Annotated in this window: 14 protein-coding genes; 12 read left to right on the forward strand and 2 right to left on the reverse strand. The window is 70.7% G+C overall.

Annotated elements, in window-relative coordinates:
* The first annotated feature begins 15 nt into the window (after window positions 1-15).
* The 12 genes from ACIBAG_RS18895 to ACIBAG_RS18950 all read left to right on the forward strand — a co-directional run bounded on the left by ACIBAG_RS18895 (window position 16) and on the right by ACIBAG_RS18950 (window position 15,805).
* Complete coding sequence (locus tag ACIBAG_RS18895) at window positions 16-1,065, forward strand: substrate-binding domain-containing protein (protein WP_399106441.1); 1,050 nt, start codon at window positions 16-18, stop codon at window positions 1,063-1,065.
* A gap of 377 nt (window positions 1,066-1,442) precedes the next feature.
* Entirely contained in the window at window positions 1,443-2,672 is a 1,230-nt protein-coding gene (locus ACIBAG_RS18900) for a Gfo/Idh/MocA family protein (protein ID WP_399106443.1), read from the forward strand.
* Between the two features lie 15 nt (window positions 2,673-2,687).
* Entirely contained in the window at window positions 2,688-3,686 is a 999-nt protein-coding gene (locus ACIBAG_RS18905) for a sugar phosphate isomerase/epimerase family protein (RefSeq protein ID WP_399106445.1), read from the forward strand.
* 123 nt (window positions 3,687-3,809) lie between these two features.
* Window positions 3,810-6,308, forward strand: a complete 2,499-nt coding sequence (locus tag ACIBAG_RS18910; RefSeq protein ID WP_399106447.1) for a PQQ-dependent sugar dehydrogenase — start codon at window positions 3,810-3,812, stop codon at window positions 6,306-6,308.
* 21 nt (window positions 6,309-6,329) lie between these two features.
* Window positions 6,330-7,718, forward strand: a complete 1,389-nt coding sequence (locus ACIBAG_RS18915; protein ID WP_399106956.1) for a ThuA domain-containing protein — start codon at window positions 6,330-6,332, stop codon at window positions 7,716-7,718.
* Between the two features lie 112 nt (window positions 7,719-7,830).
* Window positions 7,831-8,997: an inositol-3-phosphate synthase gene (locus tag ACIBAG_RS18920; RefSeq protein ID WP_399106449.1), complete on the forward strand. Its 1,167-nt coding sequence runs from the start codon at window positions 7,831-7,833 to the stop codon at window positions 8,995-8,997.
* A 231-nt stretch (window positions 8,998-9,228) separates the two neighbouring features.
* Complete coding sequence (locus ACIBAG_RS18925) at window positions 9,229-10,260, forward strand: sugar phosphate isomerase/epimerase family protein (protein WP_399106451.1); 1,032 nt, start codon at window positions 9,229-9,231, stop codon at window positions 10,258-10,260.
* Complete coding sequence (locus ACIBAG_RS18930; RefSeq protein ID WP_399106453.1) at window positions 10,257-11,066, forward strand: EboA domain-containing protein; 810 nt, start codon at window positions 10,257-10,259, stop codon at window positions 11,064-11,066. Before ACIBAG_RS18925 ends, ACIBAG_RS18930 begins: the two co-directional genes overlap by 4 nt.
* Window positions 11,066-11,998: a TatD family hydrolase gene (locus tag ACIBAG_RS18935; protein WP_399106455.1), complete on the forward strand. Its 933-nt coding sequence runs from the start codon at window positions 11,066-11,068 to the stop codon at window positions 11,996-11,998. The genes ACIBAG_RS18930 and ACIBAG_RS18935 overlap by 1 nt, the downstream gene beginning before the upstream one ends.
* Before the next feature lie 3 nt (window positions 11,999-12,001).
* Window positions 12,002-13,171 carry a metabolite traffic protein EboE gene (gene eboE, locus ACIBAG_RS18940; protein WP_399106457.1) on the forward strand — a complete coding sequence of 390 codons (1,170 nt, stop codon included), beginning with the start codon at window positions 12,002-12,004 and terminating at the stop codon, window positions 13,169-13,171.
* Window positions 13,168-14,613 (forward strand): nucleotide pyrophosphatase/phosphodiesterase family protein, encoded by a 1,446-nt coding sequence (locus tag ACIBAG_RS18945; RefSeq protein ID WP_399106459.1) that lies wholly within the window; start codon window positions 13,168-13,170, stop codon window positions 14,611-14,613. Before eboE ends, ACIBAG_RS18945 begins: the two co-directional genes overlap by 4 nt.
* Before the next feature lie 115 nt (window positions 14,614-14,728).
* Complete coding sequence (locus ACIBAG_RS18950) at window positions 14,729-15,805, forward strand: sugar phosphate isomerase/epimerase family protein (protein ID WP_399106461.1); 1,077 nt, start codon at window positions 14,729-14,731, stop codon at window positions 15,803-15,805.
* Between the two features lie 117 nt (window positions 15,806-15,922).
* Here ACIBAG_RS18950 and ACIBAG_RS18955 read toward each other — a convergent pair whose 3' ends face one another.
* Both ACIBAG_RS18955 and ACIBAG_RS18960 read right to left on the reverse strand, forming a co-directional pair.
* Window positions 15,923-17,311, reverse strand: coding sequence for an OFA family MFS transporter (locus tag ACIBAG_RS18955; protein WP_399106463.1), 1,389 nt, complete (start codon window positions 17,309-17,311; stop codon window positions 15,923-15,925).
* Between the two features lies 1 nt (window position 17,312).
* Window positions 17,313-18,701: an OFA family MFS transporter gene (locus ACIBAG_RS18960; protein ID WP_399106465.1), complete on the reverse strand. Its 1,389-nt coding sequence runs from the start codon at window positions 18,699-18,701 to the stop codon at window positions 17,313-17,315.
* Between the last annotated feature and the right edge of the window lie 163 nt (window positions 18,702-18,864).

Here is an 18,864-nt window from a genome sequence, read left to right on the forward strand (position 1 = left end):
AAAGGGTTCACCGCCATGCCAGAGACCATGGGCCGCTTCACCAGTCGCAGAGGGCTGCTCTTCGGGACCGCCGCCGTAGGGGCCGGTGCCCTCCTCACGGGTTGCACGAGCAACGAGTCCAAGGACGAACCGGCCGCGAACGACCAGCCGGCCGCCGACGACAAGCCCGGCAAGCAGGTCACCATCGGCTTCGCCGGACCCCAGGCCGACCACGGCTGGCTCAACGCCATCAACGACAACGCCAAGAGCCGCGCCGAGAAGTACTCCGACGTCACCCTGGAGATCACCGAGGGCTCCAACGACACCGCAGCCCAGATCGGCCAGATCGAGACGCTGATCAACAAGAAGGTCGACGTGCTGGTCGTGCTGCCCGCCGACGGCAAGGCGCTCACCCAGGTCGGCCTGAAGGCGATGCGGGCGGGCATCCCCGTCATCAACCTCGACCGGATCTTCAACACCCCGCAGGCGTACCGCTGCTGGATCGGCGGCGACAACTACGGCATGGGCCTGAACGCCGGTCACTACATCGGCGAGAAGCTCAAGGACAAGCCGGACGCCAGGGTCATCGAACTGGCCGGTCTGGACAACCTGGAGCTCACCAAGCAGCGCACCGAGGGCTTCGACGACGCCCTGAAGAACTACCCCAACATCAAGAAGGTGGCCCGCCAGGCGGCCGAGTTCACGGTCGAGTCCGGGCAGGCCAAGATGGCCCAGCTCCTGCAGGCCCAGTCGAAGTTCGACGCGCTGTGGAACCACGACGACGACCAGGGTGTCGGCGCGCTGCGGGCCATCGAGCAGGCCGGGCGCGACGACTTCCTGATGGTCGGCGGCGCGGGCGCCCTGTCCGCGTTCCAGGCGATCAAGCAGGACGAGGGCGTCCTCAAGGCCACCGTCCTGTATCCGCCGACCATGGCCGCGTCCGCCATCGACCTGGCCCGTGCGCTGGGCCAGGGCAAGGGCGTCGGCGGCATGGCCGAGTTCGAGATCCCCGCCTCGATCACCCTCTACTCGGCGGTCGTCGACAAGACCAACGTCGACCGGTACATGTCCACCGGCTTCAAGTGAGGCGCACCCTGCCCGGCGGGGACGAGGGGTCCGCCGGGCAGGGCGGGGAGCGTTCTGCGGATCGAGCCGACCGGGGCAGCGGCGACTTCGGATGCGGACCGACCTGGCGGAGTCCGGGACTCCGGTGGGTGCGGGCCGTGGGGCGGCCGGGAGCCCGGGGAGATGGCGGCCGACTGCGGCCGTGGTCGCGTGCGGGCCGAGTCCGCGGTCGCGGTACGGACCGTGGTCGTGGTCGTGGTACGGACCGTGGTCGTGGTCGTGGTCGCGGTACGGGCCGAGGCCGCGGTACCGCCGGTCAGCTCCGCTCCACGGCCGGCGAACTCCGCAGGACGTCCCCCAACCCCCCACCGCGGCACGACGACGAGGAGGACTTTCGCATGGGACAGCCGCAGCAGCCCGACCAGGCCGAGGCGGAGGCAGGGGCCACCGGGCCCGGGAATCCGCCACTGCGCGTCGGCATGATCGGCTACGCCTTCATGGGCGCCGCCCACTCCCAGGGCTGGCGCACCGTGGGCCGTGTCTTCGACCTGCCCCGCAGGCCGGTCCTGGCCGCGATCTGCGGGCGGGACGAGGCGGCCGTGCGCGCGGCGGCCGACCGGCACGGCTGGGCGGCGGCGGAGACCGACTGGCGTGCGCTGATCGCACGGGACGACATCGACCTCGTCGACATCTGCACCCCCGGCGACAGCCACGCCGAGATCGCGCTGGCCGCGCTGGCCGCCGGCAAGCACGTCCTGTGCGAGAAGCCCCTCGCGAACAGCGTCGAGGAGGCCGAGACGATGGCGGCCGCGGCTCAAGAGGCGCACGGACGCGGCCAGTTGGCGATGGTCGGCTTCAACTACCGCCGGGTGCCCGCCACCGCGCTGGCCCGCAGCATGGTCGCCGAGGGGCGCCTGGGCGCCCTGCGGCACGTGCGGGTGACGTACCTCCAGGACTGGCTGGTGGACCCCGAGTTCCCGCTCACCTGGCGGCTGCGCAAGGAGCTGGCCGGCTCGGGCGCGCTCGGCGACCTGGGCGCGCACATCATCGACCTCGCGCAGTACCTGGCGGGGGAGCGGCTCACCGGGGTGTCCGCCCTGACGGAGACCTTCGTGAAGGAACGCCCGCTGCCCGGCGGCCCCACGAGCGGCCTGTCCGCCGTCTCGGCCACCGGCACCGGCCAGGTCACCGTCGACGACGCCGCCCTGTTCACCGGCCGCTTCCCGTCCGGCGCCCTCGCCTCCTTCGAGGCCACCCGCTACGCCACCGGCCGCAAGAACTCCCTGCGCATCGAACTCAACGGCTCACACGGCTCGATCGCCTTCGACCTGGAGCGGCTCAACGAGCTCGCCTACCACGACGGCACCGAACCCGGAGCCCACGCCGGCTTCCGCCGCATCCTCGTCACCGAACCCGAACACCCCTACCTGGAGGCCTGGTGGCCCCCGGGCCACGGCCTCGGCTACGAGCACACCTTCGTCCACCAGGCCCGCGACCTGGTCCACGCCATCGCCGAGGGCAGGCAGCCCGAACCCTCCTTCGCCGACGGGCTGCAGGTGCAGCGCGTGCTCGCGGCGGTGGAGGAGAGCGCCGAGAAGAACTCCGTCTACACCCCGATAGCGGTCTGAGGAGGCTGACGCGCGATGCCGCGTACGTTCACGCTGTTCACCGGCCAGTGGGCCGACCTGCCGCTCGAAGAGGTCTGCCGGCTCGCCCGCGACTTCGGCTACGACGGCCTCGAACTCGCCTGCTGGGGCGACCACTTCGAGGTCGACAAGGCCCTCGCGGACCCGTCGTACATCGACTCCAGGAAGGCCCTGCTCGACAAGTACGGCCTCAAGTGCTGGGCGATCTCCAACCACCTGGTCGGCCAGGCGGTCTGCGACGCCATCATCGACGAACGCCACCGGGCGATCCTGCCGGGCGAGGTGTGGGGCGACGGGAACCCGGAGGGGGTCCGGCAGCGGGCCGCGGCCCGTATGAAGGACACCGCGCGGGCCGCGGCGGCCTTCGGCGTCGACACGGTGATCGGCTTCACCGGCTCCGCGATCTGGCACCTGGTCGCCATGTTCCCGCCCGCGCCCGAGTCGATGATCGAGCGCGGCTACCAGGACTTCGCCGAGCGCTGGAACCCGATCCTCGACGTCTTCGACGCGCAGGGCGTGCGGTTCGCGCACGAGGTGCACCCGAGCGAGATCGCCTACGACTACTGGACGACCCAGCGTGCGCTGGAGGCGGTCGACCGCCGGCCGGCCTTCGGTCTGAACTTCGACCCCTCCCACTTCGTGTGGCAGGACCTCGACCCGGTCGGCTTCCTCTGGGACTTCCGCGACCGCATCTATCACGTCGACTGCAAGGAGGCCCGCAAACGCCTCGACGGCCGCAACGGCCGCCTCGGCTCGCACCTGCCGTGGGGCGACCCGCGCCGGGGCTGGGACTTCGTGTCGGCCGGGCACGGTGACGTCCCCTGGGAGGACGTCTTCCGGATGCTGCGCTCCATCGGCTACCAGGGCCCCGTCTCCGTGGAGTGGGAGGACGCCGGCATGGACCGGCTCCAGGGCGCCCCGGAGGCGCTGAGGAGTCTCAAGGCGTACGACTTCGAGCCGCCGTCGGCCTCCTTCGACGCGGCGTTCGGCAACTGACCTGTTTCGAGGGCAACTGACCTGTGACGAGGGCTCGTCGAGCCCTGCAATCGCTCTCCGGGATGACGGCGCATCCCGGCGCACGCACCCGCCCGTACAACCGGCCCCTTTCTGGAGGCACCCGTGCACGGGAACGACCGCACCACCAGCACCGACAGAAACGAGACCCACAGACGACGGCTGTCCTTCCACAAGGCGGTGGCGCTGCTGAGCGGCGCGCTGCTGGCAGGCGCCACCCTCACCTTCACCGCCCCCCAGGCCGGCGCTGCCGTAGCCGACCGGGAAATCGTGGCCGCGGAGGACTTCCAGCAGGTCACCCTCGCCAAGGGCGAGCCGGAGGTCGGCGAGCCCATGTCGCTCGCCGTCCTCCCGGACCGCTCGGTCCTGCACACCTCCCGCGACGGCGAGCTGCGCATCACCGACGCGGCGGGCAACACCAAGCTCGCGGGCAAGCTCGCCGTGTACTCGCACGACGAGGAGGGCCTGCAAGGCGTCGGCGTCGACCCGGGATTCGCCGAGAACCGCTTCATCTACCTCTACTACGCACCCCCACTCGACACGCCGGCCGGTGACGCCCCCGAGACCGGAACGGCGGCGGACTTCGCCCCGTTCGACGGCGTCAACCGTCTCTCCCGCTTCGTCCTGAAGACCGACGGCACGCTCGATGCGGCCAGCGAGACGAAGATCCTCGACATCCCCGCCTCCCGCGGCCTGTGCTGCCATGTCGGCGGTGACATCGACTTCGACGCGGCGGGCAACCTGTATCTCTCAACGGGCGACGACACCAATCCGTTCCAGTCGGACGGCTTCACCCCGATCGACGAGCGCGCGGGCCGCAACCCGGCCTTCGACGCCCAGCGTTCCTCCGGCAACACCAACGACCTGCGCGGCAAGATCCTGCGCATCAAGGTCAACGCCGACGGCTCGTACTCGATCCCCGAGGGCAACCTCTTCGCGCCCGGCACCGCCAGGACGCGGCCCGAGATCTACGCGATGGGCTTCCGCAACCCGTTCCGCTTCAGCGTGGACAAGGCGACCGGGATCCTCTACGTCGGCGACTACGGCCCCGACGCCGGCGCCGCCGACCCGGCGCGCGGCCCGGCCGGCCAGGTCGAGTTCGCCCGGGTCACCGGCCCCGGCAACTACGGGTGGCCGTACTGCACCGGCGACAACGACGCCTACGTCGACTACGACTTCGCGACCGGCCGGTCCGGCGCGTCCTTCGACTGCGCCGCGCCGAAGAACACCTCACCGAACAACACCGGCCTGACCGACCTTCCCCCGGCGCAGGCCGCCTGGATCCCGTACGACGGCGGCTCCGTGCCCGAGTTCGGCACCGGCTCCGAGTCGCCGATGGGCGGCCCGGTCTACCGCTACGACGCCTCGCTCGACTCGCCGGTGAAGTTCCCCGAGGCCTACGACGGGAACTTCTTCGCCGGAGAGTTCGGACGCCGCTGGATCAAGCGGATCGTGAGCGACGGCTCCGGCGCCGTGCAGTCGATCAACGACGTCCCGTGGACCGGCACCCAGATCATGGACATGGCCTTCGGCCCGGACGGCGCGCTGTACGTGCTGGACTACGGCACCGCGTGGTTCGGCGGCGACGAGCACTCGGCCCTCTACCGCATCGAGAACGCCACCGACGGCCACTCACCGGTCGCCCAGGCCGCGGCGAGCAAGACCTCCGGCACGGCGCCGCTGAGGGTGCAGTTCTCCTCCGAGGGCACGACCGACCAGGACGGCGACGCGCTGTCGTACAACTGGGACTTCGGCGACGGCGGCAAGTCGACGGCGGCCAACCCGTCGTACCGCTACAAGAAGAACGGCACCTACACCGCGACCCTGACCGCCAAGGACACCTCCGGCCGCACCGGCAGCGCGAGCGTGCAGATCGTGGTCGGCAACACCGCGCCCAAGGTGACGCTGGAACTGCCGCAGGACGGGCAGCTGTTCAGCTTCGGTGACGCGATCCCGTTCAGGGTGAAGGTGACCGACCCGGAGGACCGCACGATCGACTGCTCGAAGGTCAAGGTCAGCTTCATCCTCGGTCACGACAGCCACGGCCACCCGCTGACCTCGGCGAACGGCTGCACCGGCAGCCTCCAGACCAGCGCCGACGGCGGCCATGACGAGGACGCCAACATCTTCGGCGTCATCGACGCCGAGTACACCGACGGCGGAGGCGGCGGCCAGGCCCCGCTCACCACGCACGACCAGAACGTCACCCAGCCCAGGCACCGCCAGGCCGAGCACTTCGGCAACGGCTCCGGCGTCTCGATCATCACCAAGGCAACCGCACACGGCGGCCGGACGGTCGGCGACATCAACAACGGCGACTGGATCTCCTTCACGCCGTACGCCCTGAGCAACGCCAAGAAGATCACCGCCCGGATCTCCTCCGGCGGCGCGGGCGGCACCCTCGAGGTCCGTGCGGGGTCCTCGACGGGAACCCTGCTGGGCAAGGCGACCGTGCCGGTGACCGGCGGCTGGGAGACCTTCCAGGACGTCACGGCCGATCTTGCCCGTGCGCCGAGGAGCACGACCACGCTCTACCTCGTCTTCAAGGGCAGCGGTACCGGCGCCCTGTTCGACGTGGACGACTTCACCTTCACGACGGGCTGAGAGGAGGGACGGAGCATGCGCATGCGTCCAACGGAACGAGTGACAACGGCAGTCGTGGGAGCCGCCGTACTCCTCGGCTGTGTGTCGGGACCGGCCGCGTCACAGGCCTCCCACCCTGGTGACGAGGGCAAGCGGGTACTGGTCTTCTCCAAGACGGCCGGCTTTCGCCACGACTCCATCCCCGACGGCATCGCCGCGGTGAAACAACTCGGCGAGCAGGGCGGCTTCACGGTCGACGCGACGGAGAACGCCACGGCCTTCACCGCCGGCAACCTGCGCCGCTACGCCGCGGTCGTGTTCCTGTCGACCACCGGAGACGTCCTGAACGCCACCCAGCAGACGGCGTTCGAGGGCTACATCCGGCGCGGCGGAGCTTACGTCGGCATCCACGCGGCCGCCGACACCGAGTACGACTGGGCGTTCTACGGCGGGATCGCCGGCGCCTACTTCCAGTCGCACCCGGCGATCCAGCCCGCGACCGTGGACGTCGAGGACCACGCCCACCCGGCGACCTCGGGTCTGGCACAGACCTGGAACCGGACGGACGAGTGGTACAACTACCGCTCGAACCCGAGGGAGAGGGCCCATGTCCTCGCGTCCCTCGACGAGTCCTCGTACACCGGCGGCACCATGAACGGCGACCATCCGATCGCCTGGTGCCAGAACTACCAGGGCGGCCGCGCCTTCTACACCGGGGGCGGCCACACCAAGGAGTCCTACGCCGAGCCCCTGTTCCGCGAGCACCTGCTCGGCGGAATCCGCTGGGCCATCGGCGACGGCCAGGCCGACTGCCGCCCGGAGAACGGCTACCGCCCGCTCTTCGACGGCACCCAGGCCTCGCTGGACGCCTGGCGGCAGGCGGGCCCGGGCTCCTTCACCCTGTCCGGCGACGGCACACTCACGTCGACCGGCGGCATGGGGATGCTCTGGTACGCCGGATCGGGCTTCGGGTCGTACTCCCTGAAGCTCGACTGGAAGATGGCCGGCGACGACAACTCCGGTGTGTTCGTGGGCTTCCCGCCCTCGGACGACCCGTGGTCGGCCGTCAACAACGGTTACGAGATCCAGATCGACGCGACCGACGCCGCCGACCGCACCACCGGCGCGGTGTACGGCTTCAAGTCCGCCGACCTGCACAAGCGTGACCGTGCCCTGAACCCGCCGGGGGAGTGGAACACCTATGAGATCCGCGTGGAGGGCGAACGCCTCCGCGTCTATCTCAACGGCGTGAAGATCAACGACTTCACCAACACCGACCCGGCCCGGAGCCTCACCGACGGACACATCGGCATCCAGAACCACGGAGCCGACGACGAGGTGTCCTTCCGTGACGTCCGGATCAAGGAACTGCCCGCGAAGACCACGAGGATCGCCGAGTCCTCCGGACTCATGACTTCGCAGGGCGACTGAGCGGCGGCGGGCGAGGGACGCCGGACTCCCGCCCGCCGTCTTCACCCCACCGGGCCTCGCCGGAGGCCCGGCCATGGGGCTCGCACACGACGCGCTCGACAAGGAGGCTGCCATGTCCGCGTCCGTTTCGCCGTCCGTGCCACGGGTCGGCGTATGGCTGATCGGGGCACGTGGCTCCGTCGCCACGACCGTCGTCGCCGGGTGCGCCGCCGTCACCGCGGGCCTGCACCCCCCGACGGGCCTGGTCACCGAGACACCGATGTTCGCGGACAGTGGCCTGCCCGCGCTGTCGTCCCTCGTCTTCGGCGGTCACGACACGGTGGACTGCCCCCTGCCCAAACGCGCGGAGGCCCTCGCGGCAGGCGGCGTCCTGCCCCCGGGAGTGCCCGCTGCGGTACGGGCCGAACTCGTGGCGGCCGACCAGGAGATCAGGCCCGGCGGCCCGCTTCCCGGAGACACGCGCGATGAGGACGAACTGATCGCCGCCTTCGCCTCCGACATCCGGGACTTCGTACGGCGGTGTGAACTCACCCGAGCGGTCGTGGTGAACGTCGCCTCCACCGAGCCCACACCCACCGGTACCTCCCTGCCCCCGAGCTCGCTGTACGCGGCGGCGGCCCTGCGCGCGGGCTGCCCCTACGTGAACTTCACCCCCTCGACCGGCCTGGACCACCCGGCGCTCGCGCCCCTGCTGTCGTCGACCGACCTGCCGTTCGCCGGCCGCGACGGCAAGACGGGCCAGACACTGCTCCGCTCGGCCCTGGGCCCGATGTTCACCCAGCGAGCCCTGGCGGTGCGCGCCTGGTCCGGCACGAACCTGCTCGGCGGCGGCGACGGCGCCGCCCTGTCCGACCCGGCCGCGGCGGCTGCGAAGAACGCCGGCAAGGAGAGGGTGCTGGCGGACACGCTCGCCATCCCTCCCGAGGGCGAGGTCCACATCGACGACGTCCCCGCCCTCGGCGACTGGAAGACGGCCTGGGACCACATCGCCTTCGACGGCTTCCTCGGCACCCGCATGATCCTCCAGACCATCTGGCAGGGCTGCGACTCGTCCCTGGCAGCACCGCTCGTGCTCGACCTGGCCCGTCTGACCGCACGCGCCCACGAGGCCGGCCTGTCCGGCCCCCTCGGCGAACTGGGCTTCTACTTCAAGGATCCGGTCGGGGACGGGCCGTCGGCGCTGGGAGATCAGTACGCGGCGCTGACCGGCTTCGCCGAACGACTGGCGGCCCCCGAACCGCCCACGCCGCACGCCGGTTCTGACGGGGAGCGGCCGTGACCGAAGCCACAAGCCTCGCACGCCCTCGGCCATCGACGGCCCCGGAGAGCCCTGTGGCCCGGCGCCCACCCGGGCCGAACTCCTGCGCCCGCCCGGCCTGTTCACCGTCCCCGGCGACGCTCCTCGCTGGCCCGGCGACGCCCCTTGCGGGCCCTGCGACGCTCCTCGCTGGCCCGGCGACAGCCCTCGCGGGCCCGGCCACGACCGCCGTGGAAGGAAGGTGAGCGTCGGATGAACCACGCGACGACCACCCGAGGGCGGTCCACCGGTGCTTCGGCCCGGGGAGACGGCAACGGCTCCCACACCACCAGCGCCGAGAACGCCACCGCCGTCACCCCGACTCCGGCCGTCATCCCCCTCCGCCTGGGCTACGGCACCAACGGCCTCGCCGACCTGCGCCTCGACGACGCCCTCGCCCTGCTCGCCGACCTCGGTTACGACGGGGTCGGCCTGACCCTCGACCATATGCATCTCGACCCCCTCGCCCCCGACCTCGCCACCCGCACCCGCCGCCTCGCGCAGCGGCTGGACGCGCTCGGTCTGGACGTCACCGTGGAGACGGGCGCCCGCTACGTGCTCGACCCGCGCCGCAAGCACGACCCCTCCCTGCTGGACCCCGACCCGGACGCCCGTGCCCGCCGCGTCGACCTGCTCATCCGTGCCGTCCGGATCGCCGCCGACCTCGGCGCCCACGCCGTCCACTGCTTCAGCGGCATCACACCGCCGGGTACGGACCCGGACACCGCCTGGCGCCGCCTGGCCGTGGCCCTCACCCCCGCCCTGGATGCCGCCACCACCGCCGGCATCCCCCTCGCCGTCGAACCCGAACCCGGCCACCTCCTCGCCACCATCGCCGACTTCCACCGGCTCCGCCGCACACTCGGCGAACCGGAACACCTCGGCCTCACCCTCGACATCGGTCACTGCCAGTGCCTCGAACCCCTCTCTCCCGCCGACTGCGTACGCGCCGTCGCTCCCTGGCTGCGCCACGTCCAGATCGAGGACATGCGCCGCGGCGTCCATGAACACCTCCCCTTCGGCGAGGGCGAGATCGACTTCCCACCCGTGCTCGCCGCCCTCGCCGCCACCGGCTACCAGGGCCTCACCGTCGTCGAACTGCCCCGCCACTCCCACGCGGGCCCCCACTTCGCCGAACTCTCCCTCCCGTTCCTCCGCCGCGCCGAAGCCACGGCCACCGGAACACCCGTACTCGTCCCGCCCCACGGCGATCCCTCCGCCACCCCTGAAGGGAGCACCTCATGACCCACCCCCGCACCAGCCCCGCCACCCCGGGCGCGGAGGCTTCTCCAGGCGGCGAGGGCAAAAGAGACGAGGACGCTCCCGCACGCGCCGGTGGCCCGGCAGGTGTCCTCGGCCAGTCGGCACGCCAGGGCACCACCCTCGCCCTCACGCCGCCCGCCGAGCTCCGCGTCCACCTCACCGCCCGCCTGAGCGCCGCCGCCCGTAACTGGCTGCACCGAGCTCTCGACGAGGCCACGGCGAAACCAGGCACCCACGGGCCCATCTCCGTGTGGGAGCTGCGCATCGCCGAGGCGGGCCGCCGCTGTGGCCCCGAGCACGCCGACGCCGCACGCGTCCTCATCCTGCACGCGGCCCGCGCCGACGAGGACGCCCTCACCCGGGTCTACGTCCAGGGCACCGCCGCCGAACGCCGCGCCGTCCTGCACGCACTGCCCCACCTGGTGCCCGGCCCGGAAGCCCTCCCGCTCGTCGAGGACGCCCTGCGCACCAACGACACCCGCCTCCTCGCCGCCGCCGTCGGCCCTTACGCCGCCCGCCACCTCGACCCCCACCAGTGGCGCCACGCCGTCCTGAAGTGCCTGTTCACCGGCGTGCCCGTCGACACGGTCACCGACCTGGACCGCCGCGCCCGACGCGACACCGAACTCGCCCGCATGCTCGGCGACTACGCCGCTGAGCGCACCGCCGCCGGCCGTCCCGTGCCCGAAGACCTGCACCGCGTCCTGACCCTGATCGACCCCACGGCCACCCCACCCGCGCGCGCCGCCGAGCGCGGCACCCGCGGCACCGACGGCAAGGAGTCCTGATGCGCCTCTTCGACCCCCACATCCACATGACGTCGCGCACCACCGACGACTACGAGGCCATGCACGCCGCCGGAGTCCGCGCCGTCGTCGAGCCCGCCTTCTGGCTCGGCCAGCCCCGCACCTCTGTCGCCTCCTTCCTCGACTACTTCGACTCCCTCCTCGGCTGGGAGCCCTTCCGCGCCGCCCAGTACGGCATCGCCCATCACTGCACACTCGCCCTCAATCCCAAGGAGGCGAACGACCCGCGCTGCGTCCCCGTCCTCGACGAACTGCCCCGCTATCTCGTCAAGGACCAGGTCGTCGCCGTCGGCGAGATCGGCTACGACTCGATGACTGCCGCCGAGGACACCGCCCTGGCCGCACAGCTCCAGCTCGCCGCGGACCACGAACTGCCCGCCCTCGTGCACACCCCACACCGCGACAAGCTGGCCGGCCTGCGCCGCACCCTCGACGTCGTCCGCGAGTCCGCTCTGCCCCCGGAGCGCGTTCTGGTCGACCACCTCAATGAGACGACGGTCAAGGAGGCCAAGGACAGCGGCTGCTGGCTCGGCTTCTCCGTCTATCCCGACACCAAGATGGACGAGGAGCGGATGGTCGCCATCCTGCGCGCCTACGGGACCGAGCAGGTGCTGGTGAACTCCGCCGCCGACTGGGGCAGAAGCGATCCGCTCAAGACCCGCAAGGTCGCCGACCTGATGCTGGCCGAAGGCTTCGACGAGGACGACGTCGACCAGGTGCTGTGGCGCAACCCCGTCGCCTTCTACGGCCTCAGCGGCCGACTCACCCTCGACGTCGCGACCCCCGAGGCGACCCACGAGGGCAACTCCATCCTGCGCGGCGCCCCGAAGGACACCGAGGGACAGGCCGGCGCGCCGGGACAACCGGACCCGTGGGCCGACGCCCGGAGCGACGCCCCTGCCTCTGGAGCGTGAGCCATGCGCTTCCGCCACCCCGACGGATCCACCGTCCACCTCGCCTACTGCACCAACGTCCACCCCGCCGAGACCCTCGACGGCGTCCTCGCCCAACTCCGCGACCACTGCGAACCCGTGCGCCGACGGCTCGGCCGCGACCGCCTCGGCATCGGCCTGTGGCTCGCCAAGGACGCCGCCCACGCCCTCGTCTCCGACCCGTCGGCCCTGCGCGGACTGCGCACGGAACTCGACCGGCGCGGCCTCGAAGTCGTCACCCTCAACGGCTTCCCCTATGAGGGCTTCGGTGCCGAAGAGGTCAAGTACCGCGTCTACAAGCCGGACTGGGCGGACCCCGAACGCCTCGACCACACCACCGCCCTGGCCCGAGTCCTCGCCGGCCTCCTCCCTGACGACGTCACCGAGGGCAGCATCTCCACGCTGCCCCTCGCCTGGCGCACCGCCTACGACGACGGCCGCGCGAACAGCGCCCGCGCCGCCCTGCTCACGCTCGCCGAACGCCTCGACGCCCTGCAGGAGTTGACCGGCCGTGACATCCGCGTCGGCCTCGAACCCGAGCCCGGCTGCATCGTCGAGACCACCGCCGACGCCATCGCCCCGCTCACCGCGATCGGCCACGACCGCATCGGCGTCTGCGTCGACACCTGTCACCTCGCCACCTCCTTCGAAGATCCCCACACCGCCCTGGACGCGCTCACCCAAGCCCGCGTCCCCATCGTCAAGTCCCAGCTCTCAGCCGCCCTGCACGCCCAGCACCCTCACCTCCCCGACGTCCGCGAGGCCCTCGCCGCCTTCGACGAACCCCGCTTCCTGCACCAGACCCGCACCGCCACCGCCGCCGGCCTGCGCGGCACCGACGACCTCGGCGAGGCCCTCAAAAGCGACGCCCTCCCCGACGCCTCCCCGTGGCGCGCCCACTTCCACGTCCCACTCCACGCGGCACCCGCCGCACCCCTCACCTCCACACTCCCGGTTCTCAAGGCCGCACTGACCCGCCTCGTAGGCGGCCCCACCCCGCTCACCCGGCACCTCGAGGTCGAGACCTACACCTGGCAGGCACTCCCGGCCGAACTGCGGCCCCGCGCCCGCAGCCAGCTCGCCGACGGCATCGCCGCCGAGCTCACCCTCGCCCGCGACCTGTTGACCGACCTGGGCCTCAAGGAGCTGCCATGACCGAGGGACCGGACCGGGCAGTCCCGGGCACCCGATCAGCGCCCCCGCCGGACGTCACGGGCAAGCGCCGCCCCACCCCTGTCCTGGTCCTCGACGTCGTCGGCCTCACCCCCCGTCTCCTCGACCACATGCCGCACCTCAAGAGGCTCGCCCAGTCGGGCTCCCACGCGCCGCTCGGCACCGTGCTGCCCGCCGTCACCTGCGCCGCCCAGTCCACCTTCCTCACCGGCACCCACCCGTCGGAGCACGGCATCGTCGGCAACGGCTGGTACTTCCGCGACCTCGGCGACGTACTCCTGTGGCGCCAGCACAACGGCCTGGTCGCCGGCGACAAACTCTGGGACGCCGCCCGCCGCACCCACCCCGGCTACACGGTCGCCAATATCTGCTGGTGGTACGCCATGGGCGCCGACACCGACATCACCGTCACCCCCCGTCCGATCTACTACTCCGACGGCCGCAAGGAACCCGACTGCTACACCCGGCCGCCCGCCCTGCACGACGAACTCACCGAGAAACTCGGCACCTTCCCGCTCTTCCACTTCTGGGGACCCGGAGCGGACCTCGTCTCCAGCCGCTGGATCATCGACGCCACCCGCCACATCATCCGCACCCGCCACCCCGACCTGACCCTCTGCTACCTCCCTCACCTCGACTACGACCTGCAGCGCTTCGGCCCCGACGACCCGCGCGCACTGAAAGCGGCCGCCGACCTCGACGCGGCCATGGCTCCGCTCCTGGATGACGCCCGAGCGGAGGGCCGCACCGTGGTCGCGCTCTCCGAATACGGCATCACCCGCGTCGACCGCCCCGTCGACATCAACCGGGCCCTGCGCCGTGCGGGACTGCTGGAAGTGCACACTCAGGACGGCATGGAGTACCTCGACCCGATGGCGTCACGTGCCTTCGCCGTCGCCGACCACCAGATCGCCCACGTCTACGTACGCCGGCCCGAAGACCTCGATGCGACCCGGGCGGCCCTGGACAAACTTCCCGGCGTTGGGCAACTCCTCGACGACGAGGGCAAGAAGGCCCACCATCTCGACCATCCGCGCTCCGGCGAACTCGTCGCCGTCGCGGAGCCGGACGCCTGGTTCACGTACTACTACTGGCTCGACGACGCCCGCGCGCCCGACTTCGCGCGACTCGTGGAGATCCATCGCAAACCCGGCTACGACCCGGTCGAACTCTTCATGGATCCCCTCGACCCCTGCGTCAAGGTCAAGGCCGCGACCGCGCTCGCCCGCAAGAAACTCGGCATGCGTTACCGCATGGCGGTCGTGCCCCTGGATCCGTCACCTATTCGCGGCAGCCACGGCCGCCTTCCCGCGAGCGACGACGAAGGTCCGCTCCTCATCTGCTCCACCCCCCGCGCTGTCGGCGACCGCGTCGCGGCCACCGATGTCAAGTCACTCCTGCTCCAACTCGCCGGTCTCGGCTGACCGGTCACGACCGGCACACACCAGCTCGCCGGTCCCACCGGCCCGTCTCTTCCGACTGGTCACCAGTGAAGCACTCACCACTGACAACGGCCTTCGATCTCAAGGAGTTCCAGACATGAGCCGCTTTTCCCAGACGGACCCCGAACTCACGCACCGCCTCACCAGACGAGGCATGCTCGGCGTCGCGGCGGGCGCCACGGCCGCCGCCCTGCTGGGCGCGGCGGCCCCCGCGACCGCCGCCGCGTCCACCACCGCCGCGTCCACCACCGCCGCGTCCACCACCGACGCGTCCTCCCGCACCGTCGGCCGGGGCCGCCCCGTCCTTCCGCCCGGCCGACTCGGCATCCAGCTGTACAGCCTGCGCGACAAGGTCTCCACGCTCGGCTTCGCCCCCGTCTTCGCCGAACTCGAGAAGTACGGCTACGACGAGGTCGAGTTCGCCGGATACACCCAGGGCTCGGCCGGCCCGATCACCCTCGCCCAGCTCAAGCGGCTGGCCCGCGACCACGGCCTGAACCCGATCGGCAGCCACGTCGGCTACTACTCCAACGACCCGAACGCCTACACCTTCGCCCAGAACCTCACCAAGGTCCTCGACGACGCCCAGGCCCTCGGTCTGAAGCACATAGGCACCGCGTCCGGGCCGTTCCGCTACGGATCCACCGTCGACGCCTGGAAGCGTGCCGCCGAGGAGTTCAACACCTACGGCGCGGCGGCGAAGGCGCGCGGCATGAAGTTCTACCAGCACAACCACTCCGAGGAGTTCTCCTTCGCCACCGACAACCCCAAGGTCCGTCTCTACGACGTGCTGCTCGCCGAGACGGACCCCGACCTCGTCTTCCTGGAGATGGACATCTTCTGGGCCTACTCCGGCCAGTTCCGCTTCTCGCAGCGGCCCGACGGCTCACCCGCCCCCTTCGAGCCGCTGGACTACGTGCTGAGGCAGCCTCACCGCTACCCGCTCTTCCATGTCAAGGACGGCGTGAGCGACCCGGCCAACACCTACGGCTACCGCATGGTCGACGTCGGGGACGGCGACATCGACTACCAGCGGTTCATCTCCGCCGTGACCAGACTGCGCGGGCAGCGATTCGCCCATCACTGGCAGGCGGAGCACGACAACCCGACGGAGTCCTTCACGTTCGCCCGCCGTTCGAGCGAGCACCTGCACTCGCTGCGGGAGAAGTGCTGACAGCGGAACTCACATGAGGAGGCCCTCCCCCAAGCGGGGGGAGGGCCTCCTCATGCCCGCGGCCTCCTCATGCCCGCGGCCTCCTCATGCCCGCGGCCTCCTCATGCCCGCGACCGGTCAACCCACTGGCTGCGGCCTCGCCGTCCGCCCCGGCTGCCGCAACAGCAACGCGATCGCCGCCGCCACCATCGACACACCGCCGGCCAGCGCGTACGCGCCGTCGTATCCCCAGGCCGCCACGACCATGGAACCGAGACCACCGCCGAACAGGCCGCTGATCAGCTTGCCGCTGTAGACGAGGCCGTAGTTGGTCGCGTTGTAGTTCTCCCCGAAGTAGTCCGGGGTGAGTGCCGCGAACAGCGGGTAGAAGGCGCCGCCGCCGAAGCCCGAGAGGAAGGCGAAGAACAGGAACAGCCCTTCGCTCCGGACGTCTGCGGCCCAGATCACACCGAACTGGGCGAGACCCAGCACGACGATCACGGACACCAGGGTCGACTTACGGCCCCAGCGGTCGGACAGCCAGCCCACGACACCGCGGCCGATGCCGTTGATGACGGCCATCACGCCCATCGACGACGCCGCGACCAGCGGGCCGAAGCCCACCTCCTTGGCGTAGTCGACCTGGAAGGAGATGCCGAAAATGGACACCCCTGCGGTCAGCACGACGGACAGCCACATCAGGGGCAGCATGCCCGTCCCGATGGCCTTCCGGGGCGTGTACTGCTTTGCCGCAGGAGGGTTCTTCGCCAGACTCGCCGCGTTCCTCCGGTCGCCCGTGAAGGTCAGCGGATCGACCTCCGCGGGCCACCAGTTCCTGGGCGGGTCCTTGAAGAAGAACGCGCATCCGAACACGACGATCACGATGTAGCAGCCGATCAGGTCCAGCACCCGGTGGTAGTTCGCGGTGTCGAACCCGTAGTTGAAGATGAAGATGAACGGCAGCGATCCGTACGCGAACCCGCCGTTGACGAACCCGGTCCGCGCGCCGCGCCGCTCGGGGAACCACTTGCCGACCGTGTTGATGCAGGTCGCGTAGACCAGGCCGGCGCCGATGCCGCCGATGACGCCGAATCCGAGGATCGCGAGCCGGACATCGCTCAGGTGCGACAGGGCGAGGAAGCCCAGCAGGCACATGCCGGAGCCGATGTACATCGCCGTGCGGGCCGTCAGGATGCCCTTCTCCCGCAGCCAGCCCGCCGGGAAGGCGATGCCAGCCTGGAAGAACACCCAGACGCTGAGGATCCAGAAGGTGTTGCTCTGCGTCCAGCCGTGCGCGTGGGACAGGGTGTCCTCCGCGGAGCCGTACGCGTACTCGAAGACGCTGATGGCCATCATGGCGATCCACGGGAGATACACCATGATCTTGCGGGAGTGGCCGAGGAGGTCGCGGTCGGTCTCGCCGACGCGGTAGACGCGCCCGCGCGCGTCCGTCACCTCACGGTAGGGACGATGCGCGGCGTCGGAAGGTGCGGACGAGCTGTTTGCTGCGTACGGATCTGCCGTCATGTCAGGCCATGTCCTCGCCGAGCGGTTGTGGGTTGGCAGCGATGCGACGGGTTTCCTTGTCACGTCCTGGCGGGCTGAGGAACAGCGCGACGAAGCCGGCGAAGAGCGAGATGGAGCCGGCCAGGATGAAGGCGCCGGAGTGTCCCCAGGCGCCGACGACCACGGCACCCATGCCCGCGCCCAGACCGGAGACGAGCTTGGCGCTGTAGACCATGCCGTAGTTGGACGCGTTGTTGTTCTCGCCGAAGTAGTCGGCGGTGAGCGCCGCGAACATCGGGAAGATGGCGCCGCCGCCGAAGCCGGAGATCGAGGAGAAGACCAGGAACAGCGGAAGGTTCTTCATCTCGGCCGACCAGAGGATGCCGTACTGGGAAAGGCCCAGGATGACGCACACGACGAGCAGGCACCGCTTACGGCCGTAGAGGTCGGAGAGCCAGCCGATGACACCGCGGCCGGTGCCGTTGACGATCGCCTTCAGTGACATGGCCGTGGCCACGATCCCGCCCGCGAATCCGGCCTCCTCGCCGATGTCCACCTGGAAGGCGATACCGAAGATGTTCACGCCGGACGTGCACGCCAGACAGAACCACATCAGGGCCACCCGGCCGGTCTTCCAGGCCTCCTTGGGGGAGTACTGGCGGACCGCCGGCGGGTTCATCCGCAGCGAGCGTGCCGCGCGCGGGTCCTTCGGCGGGTTGAGCGGGTCGACCGCGGCGGGCCACCAGTTCTTCGGCGGGTCCTTGAAGAAGAAGCCGGCCGTACCCACCATCAGGGCGAGGAAGAGACCGACGGAGACCAGCACCCAGCGGAAGTTGGTCAGGTCCATGTAGCCGGTGAAGAGGAAGACGAAGGGCACCGAGCCGTAGGCGAAGCCGCCGTTGACGAATCCGGTCTTGCCGCCCTTGCGCTCCGGATACCACTTGCCGACCATGTTGACGCAGGTGGCGTAGACCATGCCGGCGCCCATGCCGCTGAACATGCTGAAGCCGACGTAGGCGACGACGACATGGGGCGCGTAGGCCAGCGAGAGGTACCCCATCAGTGTGCCCGCCGCACCCAGCATCATGGCGAAACGGGCCGGCAGCTTGCCGGATTCACGCAGCTTGCCGGCGGGGAAGGCCACAGCGGCCTGGAAGAACACCCAGACGGTCATCATCCAGAAGATGTGCGCACTGGCCCAGGAGTGCGCGGTGTGCAGCGTGTCCTCGGCGGACGCGAACGCGTACTCGGCGGAGGAAATGCCCATCATGCCGACCCAGGGCAGGATCACCATCCACTTGCGTTTGCGGCCCATGATGTCGATGTCGGACTCGCCGATGCGGTAGACGCGTCCGTACTTGTCGGTCACCTCGCGATAGGCGGCGACCCGTGGAACGTCGGTGGTTGTCATGTTGGTTGCACCCCTTGCGTCGAAAGCTCTGGCCAGCGCCCCCTGTCCAATGCCTTTCGTGCGCGCGCGGGTCCCGGGGGGGGGGGGGGGGGGCCCGGGCGCGGGGGGGGGCCCCCCCCGGGGGGGGGGGGCCCCCCCCCCCGGGGGCGGGGCGGGGGGGGGC

This window comes from Streptomyces sp. NPDC051243, assembly GCF_044455405.1.
Classification (GTDB): Bacteria; Actinomycetota; Actinomycetes; order Streptomycetales; family Streptomycetaceae; genus Streptomyces.

Bases quoted from the DNA above. Each gene is read 5' to 3' on its own strand.
- ACIBAG_RS18895 (WP_399106441.1), top strand. From the start codon at position 16: ATGCCAGAGACCATGGGCCGCTTCACCAGTCGCAGAGGGCTGCTCTTC.
- ACIBAG_RS18900 (WP_399106443.1), top strand. From the start codon at position 1,443: ATGGGACAGCCGCAGCAGCCCGACCAGGCCGAGGCGGAGGCAGGGGCC.
- ACIBAG_RS18905 (WP_399106445.1), top strand. From the start codon at position 2,688: ATGCCGCGTACGTTCACGCTGTTCACCGGCCAGTGGGCCGACCTGCCG.
- ACIBAG_RS18915 (WP_399106956.1), top strand. From the start codon at position 6,330: ATGCGTCCAACGGAACGAGTGACAACGGCAGTCGTGGGAGCCGCCGTA.
- ACIBAG_RS18920 (WP_399106449.1), top strand. From the start codon at position 7,831: ATGTCCGCGTCCGTTTCGCCGTCCGTGCCACGGGTCGGCGTATGGCTG.
- ACIBAG_RS18925 (WP_399106451.1), top strand. From the start codon at position 9,229: ATGAACCACGCGACGACCACCCGAGGGCGGTCCACCGGTGCTTCGGCC.
- ACIBAG_RS18930 (WP_399106453.1), top strand. From the start codon at position 10,257: ATGACCCACCCCCGCACCAGCCCCGCCACCCCGGGCGCGGAGGCTTCT.
- ACIBAG_RS18935 (WP_399106455.1), top strand. From the start codon at position 11,066: ATGCGCCTCTTCGACCCCCACATCCACATGACGTCGCGCACCACCGAC.
- eboE (WP_399106457.1), top strand. From the start codon at position 12,002: ATGCGCTTCCGCCACCCCGACGGATCCACCGTCCACCTCGCCTACTGC.
- ACIBAG_RS18945 (WP_399106459.1), top strand. From the start codon at position 13,168: ATGACCGAGGGACCGGACCGGGCAGTCCCGGGCACCCGATCAGCGCCC.
- ACIBAG_RS18950 (WP_399106461.1), top strand. From the start codon at position 14,729: ATGAGCCGCTTTTCCCAGACGGACCCCGAACTCACGCACCGCCTCACC.
- ACIBAG_RS18955 (WP_399106463.1), bottom strand. From the start codon at position 17,311: ATGACGGCAGATCCGTACGCAGCAAACAGCTCGTCCGCACCTTCCGAC.
- ACIBAG_RS18960 (WP_399106465.1), bottom strand. From the start codon at position 18,701: ATGACAACCACCGACGTTCCACGGGTCGCCGCCTATCGCGAGGTGACC.